At 39.7% G+C, this 15,720-nt stretch carries 16 protein-coding genes; 15 read left to right on the top strand and 1 reads right to left on the bottom strand.

What is annotated here, in order from left to right:
• Window positions 1–220: 220 nt before the first annotated feature.
• From K8L98_RS15515 to hxlB, 14 genes are all read left to right on the top strand, one after another.
• Window positions 221–1,807, top strand: coding sequence for a spore germination protein (locus K8L98_RS15515; protein WP_223435948.1), 1,587 nt, complete (start codon window positions 221–223; stop codon window positions 1,805–1,807).
• Between the two features lie 87 nt (window positions 1,808–1,894).
• The gene (locus K8L98_RS15510) at window positions 1,895–2,128 is read left to right on the top strand and encodes a hypothetical protein (RefSeq protein ID WP_223435946.1); all 234 of its coding nucleotides are present in this window, start codon (window positions 1,895–1,897) and stop codon (window positions 2,126–2,128) included.
• 138 nt (window positions 2,129–2,266) lie between these two features.
• On the top strand, window positions 2,267–3,469 hold the full coding sequence (locus K8L98_RS15505) for a Ger(x)C family spore germination protein (RefSeq protein ID WP_223435943.1): 1,203 nt from the start codon (window positions 2,267–2,269) through the stop codon (window positions 3,467–3,469).
• A 77-nt stretch (window positions 3,470–3,546) separates the two neighbouring features.
• Window positions 3,547–4,641: a GerAB/ArcD/ProY family transporter gene (locus K8L98_RS15500; protein ID WP_223435941.1), complete on the top strand. Its 1,095-nt coding sequence runs from the start codon at window positions 3,547–3,549 to the stop codon at window positions 4,639–4,641.
• 472 nt (window positions 4,642–5,113) lie between these two features.
• Complete coding sequence (locus K8L98_RS15495) at window positions 5,114–5,551, top strand: MarR family winged helix-turn-helix transcriptional regulator (protein WP_223435939.1); 438 nt, start codon at window positions 5,114–5,116, stop codon at window positions 5,549–5,551.
• Window positions 5,552–5,596: 45 nt separating this feature from the next.
• The gene (locus K8L98_RS15490; RefSeq protein WP_223435937.1) at window positions 5,597–6,232 is read left to right on the top strand and encodes a nitroreductase family protein; all 636 of its coding nucleotides are present in this window, start codon (window positions 5,597–5,599) and stop codon (window positions 6,230–6,232) included.
• A gap of 34 nt (window positions 6,233–6,266) precedes the next feature.
• Entirely contained in the window at window positions 6,267–6,563 is a 297-nt protein-coding gene (locus K8L98_RS15485) for a putative quinol monooxygenase (RefSeq protein ID WP_223435935.1), read from the top strand.
• A 336-nt stretch (window positions 6,564–6,899) separates the two neighbouring features.
• Window positions 6,900–7,679 (top strand): sugar phosphate isomerase/epimerase family protein, encoded by a 780-nt coding sequence (locus tag K8L98_RS15480; protein ID WP_223435933.1) that lies wholly within the window; start codon window positions 6,900–6,902, stop codon window positions 7,677–7,679.
• Window positions 7,667–8,614: a sugar kinase gene (locus K8L98_RS15475; protein ID WP_223435931.1), complete on the top strand. Its 948-nt coding sequence runs from the start codon at window positions 7,667–7,669 to the stop codon at window positions 8,612–8,614. Before K8L98_RS15480 ends, K8L98_RS15475 begins: the two co-directional genes overlap by 13 nt.
• Before the next feature lie 12 nt (window positions 8,615–8,626).
• Window positions 8,627–9,913: an MFS transporter gene (locus tag K8L98_RS15470; RefSeq protein WP_223435929.1), complete on the top strand. Its 1,287-nt coding sequence runs from the start codon at window positions 8,627–8,629 to the stop codon at window positions 9,911–9,913.
• Between the two features lie 20 nt (window positions 9,914–9,933).
• Window positions 9,934–10,593, top strand: coding sequence for a bifunctional 4-hydroxy-2-oxoglutarate aldolase/2-dehydro-3-deoxy-phosphogluconate aldolase (locus tag K8L98_RS15465; RefSeq protein ID WP_223435927.1), 660 nt, complete (start codon window positions 9,934–9,936; stop codon window positions 10,591–10,593).
• A 95-nt stretch (window positions 10,594–10,688) separates the two neighbouring features.
• A complete protein-coding gene (locus K8L98_RS15460) occupies window positions 10,689–11,681 on the top strand; it encodes a LacI family DNA-binding transcriptional regulator (RefSeq protein WP_223435925.1) in 993 nt (330 codons plus the stop codon).
• A 50-nt stretch (window positions 11,682–11,731) separates the two neighbouring features.
• Window positions 11,732–12,373 (top strand): 3-hexulose-6-phosphate synthase, encoded by a 642-nt coding sequence (gene hxlA / locus K8L98_RS15455; RefSeq protein WP_223435923.1) that lies wholly within the window; start codon window positions 11,732–11,734, stop codon window positions 12,371–12,373.
• Entirely contained in the window at window positions 12,360–12,908 is a 549-nt protein-coding gene (hxlB, locus tag K8L98_RS15450; RefSeq protein WP_223435921.1) for a 6-phospho-3-hexuloisomerase, read from the top strand. The genes hxlA and hxlB overlap by 14 nt, the downstream gene beginning before the upstream one ends.
• A 102-nt stretch (window positions 12,909–13,010) precedes the next feature.
• On the opposite strand, the gene K8L98_RS26710 is transcribed toward hxlB, so the two are convergent.
• A complete protein-coding gene (locus K8L98_RS26710; RefSeq protein ID WP_338037045.1) occupies window positions 13,011–13,118 on the bottom strand; it encodes a VOC family protein in 108 nt (35 codons plus the stop codon).
• Between the two features lie 721 nt (window positions 13,119–13,839).
• On the opposite strand from K8L98_RS26710, the gene K8L98_RS15440 reads away from it, so the two are divergent.
• Window positions 13,840–14,748, top strand: coding sequence for a nuclease-related domain-containing protein (locus tag K8L98_RS15440; protein WP_223443498.1), 909 nt, complete (start codon window positions 13,840–13,842; stop codon window positions 14,746–14,748).
• The last annotated feature ends 972 nt before the right edge of the window (window positions 14,749–15,720 follow it).

Raw genomic sequence — 15,720 nt, 5'->3', positions numbered from 1 at the left:
ATCCAATCATTATATTTTCTTTACATAAAATTCCCGTTTCTCAAGAACCTATATATGTTTAAATCATAATAAATTGGTAAAAAATGATCATTAAATAGAGCAGAGCTATATCGAAGAGTAAGATCCTGTTATTATTTCAAATGAAAGATGTTTAAGGATCGATTCGATTCCCCAAAAATCAGGCAAACCACTTGAAACATAATGAGAGGGGATTATATGTGTGAGTTTTTTTAAGAAAAAAACAAAAAAAAGTATAAACCAATCTTCATTAGAACATACAGACGAACGTAATGCGATAAACGAAGACATGTTAAGAACAAACCTGAATGAAAACATTCAGCATGTGAAGCAACTGCTTGGGAACAGCAGCGACCTCGTGATTCGCGAAATACAAATTGGCAAAGGGAGACTTATTAAAGCTTGTCTTTTCTATACAGATGGATTGGTGGATACTAATTCCATTCAGAATTTTATCATGAAATCGCTCATGCTAGATGATCAGGATCTATTGCTTTCAACAGAACAGAATATTGTACAAGTATTGAAAGATAGAATCCTGACCGTTGGAGATATACAAGATGTAACTGAATACAGCTCTTTAATGAATTCCCTGTTATCAGGGGATGTTATCCTCTTAGTGGATGGTTATTCACAAGGTTTCGAAATCTGTATGCGTGGCGGGAAGGACCGCGGTGTAATGGAATCCACTACAGAAACCGTTGTTCGCGGACCGAAAGAGGGATTTACGGAGAACTTGCGCACTAATACGGCTTTAATACGCCGGAAAATAAAAACCCCTCATCTTTGGCTGGAATCAAAAAAAATCGGCAGAGAGACAGTCACAGATGTAGCAATTATGTATATCGATGGAATTGCGAATGATAAGGTTGTTAAAGAAGTTCATAGGCGTTTGGATCGAATCGAAATCGATGGAATCCTGGAAAGCGGCTATATTGAGGAATTGATTCAGGATGAAGCATTAAGTCCTTTTCCGACTGTCTATTATTCGGAACGGCCTGATAAGATTGCTGCCGAGCTTTTGGAAGGAAAAGTTGCTATTTTAGTGGATGGAACGCCAATTGTTCTGGTTGTTCCTGCTCTTTTTGTATCCTTTATACAGGCCGCCGAAGACTATTATCAGCGTGCAGATATCAGCACCCTGATTCGTTTGCTTCGTTTTTTTAGTCTTTTTATTGCTTTACTGGGCCCCTCTCTATATATCGCCATTACCACCTTTCATCAGGAAATGCTGCCAACGGGTCTTCTAATAAATTTAGCAGCCCAGCGTGAAGGGGTTCCTTTTCCTGCGTTCATTGAAGCACTTATGATGGAGACCGCATTTGAAATTTTGCGTGAAGCCAGTTTACGGATGCCTAAGGCTATAGCACAAGCAATTTCTATTGTAGGAACACTTGTGATTGGTACAGCTGCAGTACAGGCTGGAATCGTTTCGGCTGCCATGGTAATCGTTGTCGCCATCACGGCAATTTCAAGTTTTGTCCTTCCTTCATTTGCCATGTCCATGTCAATTAGAATGCTCAGGTTCCCGATGATGGCTCTTGCCGCTTCGTTTGGCTTATTCGGGATACTCATCGGGTTTATTGCCCTAATTCTTCATTTGTGCAGTTTGCGGTCCTTTGGGGTTCCATATATGAGTCCATTTGGGCCATTTATTAAGGAAGACATTCACGATACAATTATTCGTGTTCCCAGAGGACGGATGTTTTTTCGCCCTCGTTTAATCAGTCAGAAAAACATTAGACGTGAACAAACTTTGAAACAGAATCGGCAGAGGAACGATGATTAATTGTTAAGTTTTTAAATCGGCATATTAAAAAACACTATCGCACCGTACCATCCTTAAATATAGCAAATGAAGAAAGGAGCAACGAAAGTGGTGGCTGTTGCAGGAATCCTTGTCATAGTCGGTGTGATCATCGCGATCGATGTTCCTTCTCTGTTAAGAAAAAAAGAAAAGAAGGAGCTATTGGTATTTTTCATCCTTCTGCTAATCGGAACATCATTAAGCATAGCTCAAGCTTTACATATCAAGATTCCCAATCCAGTAGATTGGATTACAGTTATTTATCAGCCGCTTTCCGATTTGATTGAAACTTTATTAAAGTGATGAGAGTATGCAAAAGGAATTTAAAGACATTGAAGAGGAGATAAGAAAAAATGTAAGGGTTTAAATTTTAAGTAAGAATAAATGGCGGTTACCCTTTAGGCACACTTATGATGAAGAAGTTCGATAGGAGATTAATCTATGAAATGGAGTTTTAAAATACTTATCATACTGATAATCGTTCTTTTATTCACAACAGGCTGCTGGAACCGCCGTGAGATAAACGAACTTGCCATTACTCTGGCCATTGGATTAGATACGACTATGGATGGTCAATATCTTGTAACCGCTCAAGTAGTTAACCCAGGAGAAGTAGCCGCAATGGGAACTGGCGGGAGTTCATCAGTAGTCATCTATCAGGCGACAGGTGAAACCGTATTTGAGGCTTTCCGAAAAATGACAAGGGAAGCACCAAGAAAAATATATCCTTCACACCTTCGAATTCTAGTGATTGGAGAGTCATTGGCAAAAGAAGGAATTGGTAAGCCGTTAGATCTGCTTTTCAGGGACTGGGAACTGCGTTCAGATTTTTATATTGCCGTAGCAAAGGGAATGAATGCAGAAGATATCTTAAAGGTGCCAACTACTTTAGAAAAGATACCTGCCAATAATTTGTTTGATACTCTTAAAGTATCAGAAAAGGCATGGTCAGCGACAAGTTCTGTAACATTAGACGACCTGATTGCGGATTTAGTAAGCGACGGGAAACAACCTGTGTTAACTGGAATAGAGGCATTTATAAAAGGAAATGAAGAGGTTGCTTTAAGCAAAAGGAATGAAGAGATGATCGATTTCCCGGCACGATTGCTTTTTGACGGTTTAGCGGTATTTGATAAGGATAAATTAATAGGCTGGCTTAATGAGAAACAGGGCAGAACTTATAATGCCGTTACAAATAAAGTCAAAAGCACAGTTATTAATATATCATGTCCTAAAGAGGGGACAGCCGTTTTACAGCTCCTTAAGTCAAAAGCGAAAGTAAAAGGCAAAGTAAAGAATGGCAAACCTGAAATAAATATTGAATTTCACAGAGAATATAACGTCGGGGAAGTAGAGTGTAATATTGATCTAACGAAACCGGAAACTATTGACAAATTAGAGAAGATAGAGGAACAAAGAGCCAAAAATATGTTCGAACAGTCCATCAAACAAGTTCAGGAAGAGTTTGAAGTAGATATTTTTGGTTTTGGTGAAGCCGTTCATCGAGCAGATCCGAAAGCTTGGAAAAAACTAAAAAAAAATTGGGATAAGGAATTTGAAGAATTACCCGTGTATATCAAGGTTGACGCGAAAATACGGCGTATAGGCACGGTCGGCAATTCATTTCTGGAAGAAATAAAATAATGGGGATTTATAAAAAGAATGAGGGGATGCGTTCATTCTAAGAATGAAAACCAATGAACAAAGGGATGGTCCTTCTAATGGAGAAAGTGAAAATAAATCCTTTTCAAATGTTTTCCCTTATCATTTTATTTGAACTTGGCAGTGCAGTTGTAGTAGGGGTGGGGGTCAATGCTAAACAAGATGCATGGATTGCCATCCTCATTGGGATGCTAGGCGGCATGGTTCTTTTTTGTATCTACCACTACCTATTTCGTCAATACCCTGATCTTCCTTTGACTGGTTATATCCCTAAGGTTTTCGGGAAAATAATTGGATATCCCCTGGCCGTCATATATATTCTTTATTTTATTTATATCGCTTCAAGAGTATTGCGGGATTTAGGCAGTCTTTTAGTCATTTCTACATTGACCCAAACACCTTATTTGGTGATAAATTTATTGGTGATATTTATTATCGCATATGCAAATTATCTGGGGATAGAACCATTTGCTAGAGCAGGAGAGATTTTCTTTTTCTTTTTTATTTTCTTTCTACTATCGAGTAATATTTTCATTTTCGCATCAGGTTTGGTAAAGCCAGAAAATCTATTGCCTATACTGGAAGATGGATGGAAGCCTGTTTTGAAAACGGCTTTTCCGTTGACGTTTACTTTTCCGTTCGGAGAGGTGATCGTGTTTACCATGTTGATGCCATATTTAAATCGGCCAGATTCAAATTTAAAGACCGGTCTGTTTTCAATACTGGTATGCGGATTCATTCTTAGTTATATATCTGCTATTGATATTGCGGTTCTTGGAACGAAAATGGTACAAACATCCATTTTCCCTCTGCTTGAAACTGTCAGCAAGGTAACCATTGGTGATTTTCTTCAGCGATTAGATGCACTCGTCATTTCGATATTAGTTATTGGCTGTTTCGTTAAAATCTCCATTTTTACTTATGCGGCGGTTATTGGAACAGCTAATTTGATCAAAAAGCGAAAGCATCCCGCCATTGTTTCTGTTATATGTCTATTAACTCTGGCAGCCTCTCATTTTAATGCTGAAAACATCCAGGAACACCTCTATATCGGACTAAAAATAGTTCCTGTTTATCTGCATCTTCCATTACAAACAGGAATTCCATTGCTGTTGTTCATTGTTGTTTTGTTTAGGAAAAAGCGTAAAAATTAATACTCAACTAATTTTTTATATCCCTTCATTTGTTCCAATGGATGAGAGAAAATAAAAGTATTAGTACAGTTTTTGATGGAAAAGCGGGCTTTGAAACAGCAAAAAAATTACGGGAAAATGTGCTTTCTGTCCGATGTGAAGTAAGGAAACCTGATAAGTCAATATTGCCATTCGGAAAATACATTTGATTTCATAAATCTAGATTTATCTGATCAGAAACCTCTGAGCATGCATTACATCAGATTGATAAAATCTTTTTATGTATCCCCCTGGTAATCAGATTAAGATTGAAGGTTTGCTTCAAGCAGCAAAAACAAAAAAAGAAGAAAATTGGCTTTAACTTGCTGATTTAATCTGTTTTTACTTTTAATCTGCAAGTTCTAAATCATTTATTTGACTTTAATAAGAAACTCCATTATATTAGTTGATAGGTCAATGATTGACCCGTCAATAAATTAATTAAAGGAGGAGGATGCATTTGTCCAACTCGTGCAATCTGGATGAAAAAATAGTCTATCGATTATATGAGATAAATAAGCTTACAATGCCTAAATTTGAGCGGTGCACAGGAATCAGCCAGTCAAGGCTGGAGCTTTTGCATGAGCTTTATGAAGCAGATGAAATCAGCCAGACTGCCCTGCAAAAGAAAGTGAACATTGATAATGCGGCAGTAACAAGACATTTAAAGCAGCTCGAGGAAAAAGGAATGGTAACGCGGCGGAAAAATCCTGCTGATAACCGGGTCACTTTTGTGAAGCTGACAGAAGAAGGCAGGATGAAAATTGTTGCTTATAAAGAAGAAAAGCAGCGATTCATTTCAAATGTTTTAAAGGACTTTTCAGAAGAGGAACGTTCTTCTTTGTTAAATATGCTTAGCCGCATTCAAGGAAATGTTGAGAAGATCCAGTAGCAGAAAACGAACACAGCATGACAAGACATAAAAGGAGAATGAACTATGAATAAAACATTAGTAAACGATTTTAAGGAAATTGTAACTGGACGCCGTTCCATTCGCAACTATGATCCAAGTGTAAAAATCAGCAAAGAGGAAATGACTGAAATTTTAACTGAAGCTGCACTTGCTCCATCATCTGTTAACTTGCAGCCATGGCGTTTTGTTGTGATTGACTCGAAAGAAGGAAAAGAAACTCTTGCTCCTCTTGCCAGATTCAATCAAAGACAAGTAGAGACTTCTTCAGCTGTAATCGCCGTGTTTGCAGATATGCAAAGTGATTTATACCTTGATGAAATTTATAATAAAGCAGTGGAAGAAGGGCACATGCCTGCTGAAGTAAGAGATCAGCAAGTGCCTGCGATAAAAGGGTTCTTTGAAGCGATGACATTTGAACAAACGAAAGAAATGAATCTGATTGATGCAGGTCTAGTATCAATGCAGCTGATGCTGGTCGCTCGTGCACACGGCTATGACACGAACCCGATCGGCGGTTTTGAAAAAGATCAAATTGCGGAAGCCTTTGACTTGGACAAGAACCGTTATTATCCTGTTATGCTGCTGTCAATCGGGAAAGCTGCTGATGAAGGGTACAAATCTGTGCGTCTGCCGATTGGTGCTATTGCAGAGTGGAAGTAAGTTTAAAAATTATTTATTGAAATGGGGAAATAGAATGATTATTATTCATGCTGGATTTAAGGTAAATGCCGAAAAGGAAAATGATTTTTTAAACGAAACTCGCTCTTTAGTTGCAGCTTCAAGAGCTGAAAGCGGCAATATCTCATATGATTTAATGAAAGATACAGAACAGGATGGCGCGTATACAATGGTGGAGGTTTGGGAAAGTGCTGAAGCAGTTGCAGCACACAACTCAAGTGAACACTTCACTTCTTTTGTTGGCAAAGCTCCGCAATTTATGGCAGCTCCGCTTCAAGTGAAAATGTTTAATGGTAAACCGCTGGAAAAATAGAAACAAGCCGGAAAACTAAACGAAAAGGAAACCATTTTGGAAATTCACTCCAAAATGGTTTTTTTATTTCATCATTATGATTCAAGGTGCAAAAAGTGAATATATGCTGACGTCCCCAGTAACAAAAAAAGTCGATTTGGAAACGTACACGAATGAATTAATCGGAATGATTTTACAAGTTGTAAAAAAGTAATGCATTTTTCCAATGATACTGGAATGAACTGCTTCGGCGGTTCATTCTTTTTTTTGAAAAGGGTTGTAAAACGCTTTCATACAGATTATAATTCAAATAAACCGATTTACTAAACCGGTTTATTAAAAGGAAGGAGCATTTCTTTGAATCATGTAATCATTCCGCTTAACGCATTTGATAGAAAAGAAGTTTTAGAGAATGGGCAGCTTTCATTTATTAGCATCATTCAAGCATCAGGAGCTTACGGCGTTGAGATCAGAAGGGAATTATTTTCTGAGCAAGATTTACCTTTGAAGCAGCTGAGGGAAAAGATTGCAGGTTCTTTATTTACCGTCTATTCCGCCCCTGTTGAACTATGGAAAATGGATGGATCTCTTAATGATGAGAAGATTCAGATAATCAAAGAGGAGGCCATATTGCTTGGTGCGAGATGGGTAAAAGTATCACTCGGCCATTACATAAAAGGCGTATCTGACTTAGAAAAACTGAATCAATTATTAGATCATTTTGATTCGCTGGAACTGCTGATTGAAAATGATCAGACACTGCATGGGGGGAATGTGGAAACCTTGAGGACTTTTTTTGAAAGCGCTTCTATTTCAGGCGTTCCAGTTAAGATGACATTCGATACAGGAAACTGGCTTTTTACGAATGAACACCAAATTAAAGCATTCGAAATGCTGAAAGATTATATATCCTATTTGCATTTAAAGGAAGTGGTTCAAACCGGCAGGGGATTAGTTACGACTGAACTGTCAAAGAGTGAAACTGCTGATTGGCGCAAAGTGGCAGAACAGCTGCCGGGAGGTCTTCCTAGAGCACTGGAATTTCCGATTCATCCTGTCGGCCGTCTGAAAGAGTTTATAGAAATGGTCAATACCAATATATCAAAAAAGAAAGGTGAGGCTGTATGCAAAAGTTAGATGTAGTCACGTTTGGTGAAGCGATGGCACTGTTTATGGCAGAAAATCCAGGACCGTTAGATGAGGTCCGGCACTTTACAAGGGAGCTCGCTGGCGCTGAAACCAATGTTGCGATTGGGCTCGCAAGACTCGGTCTGAAATCAGGATGGGCAAGCAAGGTTGGAGCTGATGCCTTTGGAACTTTTATTATGAAAAGGCTTGCAGAAGAGAATGTGAATGTTGATCATGTTTTCAAAGATGACCGCTATCCAACTGGATTTCAGCTCAAAGAAAAAGCATTGAAGGGAGATCCTGCGGTTCAGTATTTCCGCAAAGGCTCAGCTGCAAGCTTTATGAGTGCTGATGATTTTCAGAAGGACTATTTTAGCAGCGCCAGGCATCTTCATATGACTGGAATTCCTCTCGCTATTTCAAAACATACACGCTCGTTAGCCCAAAAAGCTTTAACTCATATGAAAGAAGCGGGGCGCACTGTCAGTTTTGATCCTAACCTGAGACCGACACTATGGGCCTCGCAGCAGGAAATGATTGAAGTAGTGAACGAGTTTGCTTTTAAAGCTGACTATGTTCTTCCAGGCATTTCAGAAGGTGAACTGCTTACAGGATACAGCAGCCCCCGTGACATAGCATCCTTTTATTTAGAAAAAGGAGTCAGTCTTGTTGTGATCAAGCTTGGTGAACAAGGTGCATTTTATAAAAATCATTCAGAAGAAGCCGAAGTGAAGCCATTTGAAGTTGAAAAAGTGGTTGATACAGTAGGAGCGGGAGATGGATTTGCGGTCGGCCTGATAAGCGGTCTGATTGAGAAGCTGACGCTCAAGGAAGCTGTGCTCAGGGGTAATGCCATTGGTTCTTTGGCTGTTCAATCCCCAGGAGACAATGACGGATACCCTGATCGTCAGACATTAATCGATTATATGAATTTACCTATTTAAGGAGGGCTTACGATGAAGCAAACATTGGCAAAACAAAGATGGATCCGGTTAATACCAGTTGTTTTTATCACATACAGCCTTGCCTACTTAGACCGCGCGAACTATGCGTTCGGCGCAGCAGGCGGAATGGCGCAGGATCTCCAGATTACTCCTGCCATCTCTTCATTACTTGGCTCTCTTTTCTTTTTAGGCTATTTCTTTTTCCAAGTTCCCGGTGCTCATTATGCCGAAAAGAAAAGTGCCAAAGTCCTGATTTTCTGGTCGTTAATTGCTTGGGGTGCACTTGCAACCTTAACAGGAATGGTTTCAAATGTTAATTTCTTATTTATCATCAGATTTATGCTTGGCGTTGTAGAAAGTGCTGTAATGCCGGCTATGCTTGTCTTTTTAAGTCACTGGTTCACTAAAGCAGAGCGTTCACGAGCCAATACATTCCTTATCCTTGGAAATCCGGTAACTGTTTTATGGATGTCGATCGTTTCAGGTTATTTATTAGAAGCATATGGCTGGAGATGGATGTTTATTATTGAGGGACTTCCAGCGGTTATTTGGGCCTTTTTATGGTGGAAGCTTGTGTTTGATCATCCTAAAGATGCAAAATGGCTGAGCGCTAAAGAAAAAGCCGACCTTCAGGCTGCCCTAGAAAAAGAACAGGAAGGAATCAAACCCGTTAAAAACTACCGGGAAGCGTTCAAATCGAAAGTTGTTATTTTACTTGCTGCTCAATACGCTCTATGGAGTGTTGGACTTTACGGATTCGTCATGTGGCTTCCTTCTATTATTAAAGCAGCCCCGAATATGAGCATTGTTCAAACGGGCTGGTTATCAGCAGTTCCTTATGTACTGGCCGTCATCCTTATGCTTACAGCTTCGCATTTTTCAGATAAGCTGCAAAAGCGGAAAGAATTTGTCTGGCCGTTCCTGTTTATCGGTGCAATTGCTTTTTATGCATCATACTTGATTGGACCGGATCACTTCTGGATCAGCTTCGTCTTGCTAATTATAGCTGGAGGTGCAATGTACGCTCCATATGGACCGTTTTTCGCGATTATTCCAGAGATTCTTCCTCGAAATGTGGCTGGCGGTGCAATGGCCTTAATCAATTCAATGGGTGCTCTTGGATCATTTGTCGGATCTTATGTCGTTGGGTATTTGAACGGTTCTACCGGCGGTTTCTCGGCTTCATACATCTTTATGGCCGGGTCCCTGCTGCTGTCCGCCATTTTAACCATTGTTGCGACGAAACAGGCTAAGGAAAAGCATTTAAAACAGCCGAACCTTAATACCAATATTTCATAATAGAATGAGGAGTGGAGAAAATGGGAGTAACTGAAATTAGAAACCGCGGGGTTGTAGCAGTCATAAGAGGAGCAACACCTGAATCCATTATTTCGATTGGCAATGCTTTAAAAGACGGCGGTGTCACTGCCCTTGAAATTACAATGGAAACGCCAAGAGCAGCGTCTGTTATTGAGGCAGCAGCGGCATATTTTGGAGCCGAAGTGCTTGTTGGAGCTGGGACCGTCCTTGATCCGGAAACTGCACGGGTGGCCATCCTATCAGGGGCAAAATTCATTTTTTCGCCAACTGTGCGAAAAGAAACAATTACTATGGCTAAACGCTATGGCGTCATTAGTGTACCTGGTGCTTTTACACCGACGGAAATTCTTACTGCCTATGAATATGGTGCAGATTTGATTAAAGTTTTCCCTGCTGATGCTTTTGGACCTTCCTATTTAAAAAACATTGCCGGCCCGCTGCCGCATATCCCGCTGATGCCGACAGGCGGAGTTGATCTTCATAACACAGCTGATTATATGAAAGCAGGCGCTGTTGCGGTTGGAGTAGGTAGCACCCTTGTGAACACGAAAAAACCATTAACGGAAGAAGCCCTTTTTAATATGAAAGAAAAAGCAGCTGATTTTATCAATGAAGTAAAGAAGGCAAGAGAAGAAATCCAAATGACTGCCCGATTTTGAGCGGATGCATTTTTAGTAAATGAAGAGGAGAGTGGATTAATGTCTGTTTATCCGATAAAATGATTGGTACGAACAGATTGGAAAGAGTTGATAAGATGGCAAGAGTGACGATGGCTGATGTAGCCAAAGAAGCAGGAGTTTCTAAAAGCACGGTCTCTCAATTTATAAATAAACGCTATGAATATATGGGTGAAGAAACCAAGAAAAAAATTGATGAAGCGATAAAATTCCTTGGTTATCAGCCCAACTACCTGGCAAGAAGCTTAAAGCAGAAACGAACATCAATGATCGGCATTATCGTCGGAAACATTATGCACAGGCTCTCAACAGAGGTCAGCCGTTCGATTGAGGACTATTGTCATAAGCATGATATTCACGCCATCCTATGCAATGCCGATGACAACCCTGAAAAAGAGCGAAAATATATTGAAGTTCTTCATGCGAAGCAAGTAGATGGACTGATTATTTTTCCGACAGGACAAAACATGGACCTGTATCAGAAACTGATAGATGAAGAATATCCTGTCGTTTTTATGGACCGTAAAATTGAAGGATTAAAAGCCAATTATGTCGTGGCAGCAAACCGTGATGCAACAGAAAAATCCATTAGACATTTCCTTTCCCGCGGCCATACTAAAATAGCAATCGCTACGCAGCCGCTGATAATCAGTCCAAGGATTGACAGGCTTAAGGGTTACAAGCAGGCGCTGAGTGAAGAAGGTATTCCGCTCATCAATGAGTATATGATACATGCTGATCGGGAGCAGATGAAACATGAATTGGAAAAGCTCTTTGCATTAAAAGATCCGCCAACCGCCCTTTTTGCCGGAAACGATTTAGTTTTTATTGAGATTCTGGAATTTTTTAAAGATAAACAGATGAAAATCGGGAAAGATGCAGCGTTAATAGTGTTTGACAATATCCCGCTTGCTCATTTAGCTGAAACACAAGTGACAACAATTGCCCAGCCAGGCTATGAAATGGGACAAAAAGCAGCTGAAATCCTGCTGAAGCAAATTAACAAAGAATGGAACGGGCTTCACGAGCATGTTTTCCCTTGTGAACTCATAATTAGAGAATCTTCGTAAGCGATTCTCTTTTTTTAAACCATTACTAAACCGGTTTAGGAGGAGATGGAATGAAAATTCAACTGGCATTGGACCGTTTATCGATTGAAGAAGCCATTAAGATAGCCGGTCAGGCTGAAAAATTTATAGACATCTTTGAAGTAGGAACTTCACTAATTAAGGAATACGGAATAGTCAGTATCTCCAGATTGAAAGAAGCCTTTCCGGATAAACTTATATTGGCAGATATGAAAACCATGGATAATGCTATATATGAATTCCAGTTATGCTTTGAAGCTGGTGCTGACATGGCGACTGTCATGGGAGTAAGCCCACTTCAGACAATTGAAACATGCCTCGAAGCAGCTGCAGAGCATCAGAAAAAAACAATGATTGATTTATTAAACACATCGGAAGAACAAAGAACAGCTCTTTTTCCTTATACAGAGGCTATTTTTTGTGATCATGTCAGTAAAGATGTACAGGAAAAGTCAGGACTTCATAACACAGCTTCAGCCACTTTTGATCCTTCTTTGCAGTGGGCTATTGCAGGAGGCATAACAGGAGAATCTATTCAAAATATGGCAGGACCGCTTCCTGATATCGTCGTTATTGGATCAGCAATCACAAAAGCCCCGCAGCCTGAAAAAGCAGCTGAAGCATTACGTGAAATAATTGAGAGAAAGAAGGCGGAATCACATGGATCAGCTTGAAACCATTCTATCTGAAATAGAAACAGTCATAAAAAGAAGCAGCTCACAGCAAATTGAACCGATTGTCAGCGAGCTTTTAAAAGATCAGCGTATTTTCGTCATCGGTGAAGGCCGTTCAGGACTGATGGCCAAATCCTTCGCAATGCGTCTGATGCATTTGGGAGCAGAAGTCTATGTTGTAGGCGAAACAATCACACCGAGTATATCTGAGAATGATATTTTAGTAGCTGTATCAGGGTCCGGCACAACAAAAAATGTGGTCTGGACGGCGGAAAAAGCAAAATCAATCGGCTGTATGATTGTTGCTGTAACTGCTGATAAAGAAGCGCAGCTAGCAGTACTTGCCAACTATATTCTTCATGTACCGGCAGCAACAAAATATCGAAAAGAAGGCGAACAGCCGACGATTCAGCCATTAGGGTCCTTATTCGATCAATGTGTTCATATTCTTTTTGACAGCATCTGCCTGCAATATGCAGAAATGAAAAAAATCAGCAATGAACAGGCGTTTCAGAAACATAGCAATATGGAGTAGGAAGCTAAAATTAAGAGCTTGGGTCCACACTGACCCAAGCTCTTTTCTCATTATAAACTAAGCATGGCACCACTCTCATCAAAGGTCGAATCAGGATTCCATTCAATCCCATAAATTATTTTCAGGATCGGAGAAAGCTGTTCTTCCTCCCCAAAAGGCGTCGCTTGGCACTCTTGATATTTTTCCGCAGCTGCTTCTGACTTGTTCAATTGCCGTGTCAATTTGTTCCGGCTGATCAACATTGATGGCAAGGGGGTCTATGAGTATCCAAGCCTGGGATTTAGTAGAATTTTGGGAAGCATAGGGGCTCTTTGAGTATCCAAGTCAGGGGTTTAGAAGAATTTGGGGAAGCATAGGGGGTCTATGAGTATCGAAGTCAGGGGCTCAGTAGAATTTGGGGAAGCATAGAGGGTCTTTGAGTATCGAAGTTTGGGATTTAGAAGAATTTGGGGAAGCATAGGGGGCTATGAGTATCCAAGTCAGGGGCTCAGTAGAATTTGGGGAAGCATAGGGGGTCTTTGAGTATCGAAGTTTGGGATTTAGAAGAATTTTGGGAAGCATAGGGCTCTTTGAGTATCAAAGTCAGGGGCTCAGTAGAATTTGGGGAAGCATAGGGGGTCTATGAGTATCGAAGTCAGAGGTTTAGTAGAATTTGGGGAAGCATAGGGGGGCTATGAGTATCGAAGTCAGAGGTTTAGTAGAATTTGGGGAAGCATAGGGGGGCTATGAGTATCCAAGTTTAGGGTTTAGGTTGATTTGAGGAATCAAACAGTCTAAATGAGTGCCCAAGTCAAATAATTAGCCTGTTTCTGGGTAAAGAACGCGCCAGAAACATGGAGAGAGCAACTTAAAATTGAATTTTTAAGATTTGCCGTTATTCTTAATACACTTTATCATTAAGAAAAGATGAAAGGAGAAATATTCTTTGATCATGAAACCTCGCTGTGAATCATTAGAATTAAGAATCTTGAGGTATTTAAATGCCCGCATAGATTTGCCTGCAAAGGATAAAAATCATTATGCCAATCTCAAAAAAGGATATGAAGGGGAGCAGAAGTTTGACGAATGGATGAAGGAATTTGCAGGTGAGGGATTAATTTTAAATGATTTATTATTTGAAACGAACCATTCCTTATTCCAAATAGATTCTTTATATGTTTCATCAAACATAATTTATCTTTTTGAAGTTAAAAATTATGAGGGTGATTTTTTCATCGAAGAGGATAAATGGTATTCATCATCAAAATTAGAAATTAAAAATCCCATGCATCAATTAAAAAGAAATGAATCCTTATTACGGCGATTACTCCAGGAGCTTAAATTTACATTTCAGGTTGAAGCTTATCTTATTTTTATCAACCCCGAATTTCAACTCTATCAAACACCTCTAAATCTTCCAATCATATTACCTGCACAGCTAAACCGTTTTTCTGAAAAAATAAAGATAACATCGAACAAACTAAAAGGAGTTCATACTGCCTTAGGTCAGAAATTGTTATCTCTTCATCTAACTGAGTCTCCATACTCCCGCCTACCTAACTATTGCTACGATCAACTTGAAAAAGGAATTCTCTGCCCGGTGTGCTATACATTCTATAGGTCCTTAAACAAAATGGCACTAATATGCGATAGATGCAAGGGGATAGAGAGGCACCAAAGCGCTGTCTTACGGAGCGCGGAAGAATTTAGAATGCTTTTTCCAAAATGCAAAATTACTACAAACCAAATACATGATTGGTGCAGCATCATAAAAAATAAAAAATTCATTTGGAAAATTCTTTCTAAGAACTTTAAAAAAGAAGGGCATGGGAAATCTGCTAATTATATTGATATTCTTTGAATACCTTACTTTTGGATAATCTTTTTTAAGATTCGCAGGGTTCTATGATTTTTTATTTAGAATTGAGGAAGAAAAAGGAAATAATATGTACTCAATAAGTACTCAAATTCAGAAATGAGCTTATAAAAGGGGAATCATACGCACTCAATGCGTACCCAAATTCAACGTTTAGCCAGAAAAGAGGAATCATACGCAAGCAATGAGTACCCAAATCCAGGGTTGAGCCAAAAAAAGAGGAATCATACGCAAGCAATGAGTACCCAAATTCGGGATTAAGCCAGAAAAGAGGAATCATACACGCCCAATGAGTACCCAAATTCGGGATTAAGCCAGAAAAGAGGAATCATACGCACGAAATGAGTACACAGATTCGGGGTTAAGCCAGAAAAGAGGAATCATACACAAGCAATGAGTACTCAAATTCGGGATTAAGCCAGAAAAGAGGAATCATACACAAGCAATGAGTACACAAATTCGGGATTAAGCCAGAAAAGAGGAATCATACACACCCAATGAGTACCCAAATTCGGGATTAAGCCAGAAAAGAGGAATCATACACACCCAATGAGTACCCAAATCCAGGGATTGAGCCAGAAAAGAGGAATCATACACACCCAATGAGTACCCAAATCCAGTGTTGAGCTAGAAAAGGGGAATCAAACGCACTCAATGAGTACCCAAATCCAGGGTTGAGCCAAAAAAGAGGAATCAAACGCACTCAATGAGTACCCAAATCCAGGGATTAAGCCAGAAAAGAGGAATCATACACACCCAATGAGTACTCAAATTCATAGTTAAGCCAGAAAAGAGGGATCATACACAAGCAATGAGTACCCAAATCCAGTGGAGAGCCAGAAAAGAGGAATCATACACAAGCAATGAGTACTCAAATCCAGTGTGTGAGCTAGAAAAGAGGAATCATACACACCCAATGAGTACCCAAATTCGGGATTGAGCCAGAAAAGAGGAATC

Origin of the sequence: Metabacillus dongyingensis (genome assembly GCF_019933155.2) — a bacterium.
GTDB lineage: Bacteria > Bacillota > Bacilli > Bacillales > Bacillaceae > Bacillus_P > Bacillus_P dongyingensis.
The sequence above is the reverse complement of the archived record's forward strand: the minus strand, read 5'-3'. Positions and strand labels throughout refer to the sequence as shown.

Excerpts from the sequence above, each read along its gene's own strand:
- K8L98_RS15505 (WP_223435943.1), top strand. The coding sequence starts at position 2,267 with ATGAAATGGAGTTTTAAAATACTTATCATACTGATAATCGTTCTTTTA.
- K8L98_RS15500 (WP_223435941.1), top strand. The coding sequence starts at position 3,547 with ATGGAGAAAGTGAAAATAAATCCTTTTCAAATGTTTTCCCTTATCATT.
- K8L98_RS15495 (WP_223435939.1), top strand. The coding sequence starts at position 5,114 with ATGCATTTGTCCAACTCGTGCAATCTGGATGAAAAAATAGTCTATCGA.
- K8L98_RS15490 (WP_223435937.1), top strand. The coding sequence starts at position 5,597 with ATGAATAAAACATTAGTAAACGATTTTAAGGAAATTGTAACTGGACGC.
- K8L98_RS15485 (WP_223435935.1), top strand. The coding sequence starts at position 6,267 with ATGATTATTATTCATGCTGGATTTAAGGTAAATGCCGAAAAGGAAAAT.
- K8L98_RS15475 (WP_223435931.1), top strand. The coding sequence starts at position 7,667 with ATGCAAAAGTTAGATGTAGTCACGTTTGGTGAAGCGATGGCACTGTTT.
- K8L98_RS15470 (WP_223435929.1), top strand. The coding sequence starts at position 8,627 with ATGAAGCAAACATTGGCAAAACAAAGATGGATCCGGTTAATACCAGTT.
- K8L98_RS15465 (WP_223435927.1), top strand. The coding sequence starts at position 9,934 with ATGGGAGTAACTGAAATTAGAAACCGCGGGGTTGTAGCAGTCATAAGA.
- K8L98_RS15460 (WP_223435925.1), top strand. The coding sequence starts at position 10,689 with ATGGCAAGAGTGACGATGGCTGATGTAGCCAAAGAAGCAGGAGTTTCT.
- hxlA (WP_223435923.1), top strand. The coding sequence starts at position 11,732 with ATGAAAATTCAACTGGCATTGGACCGTTTATCGATTGAAGAAGCCATT.
- hxlB (WP_223435921.1), top strand. The coding sequence starts at position 12,360 with ATGGATCAGCTTGAAACCATTCTATCTGAAATAGAAACAGTCATAAAA.
- K8L98_RS15440 (WP_223443498.1), top strand. The coding sequence starts at position 13,840 with ATGAAACCTCGCTGTGAATCATTAGAATTAAGAATCTTGAGGTATTTA.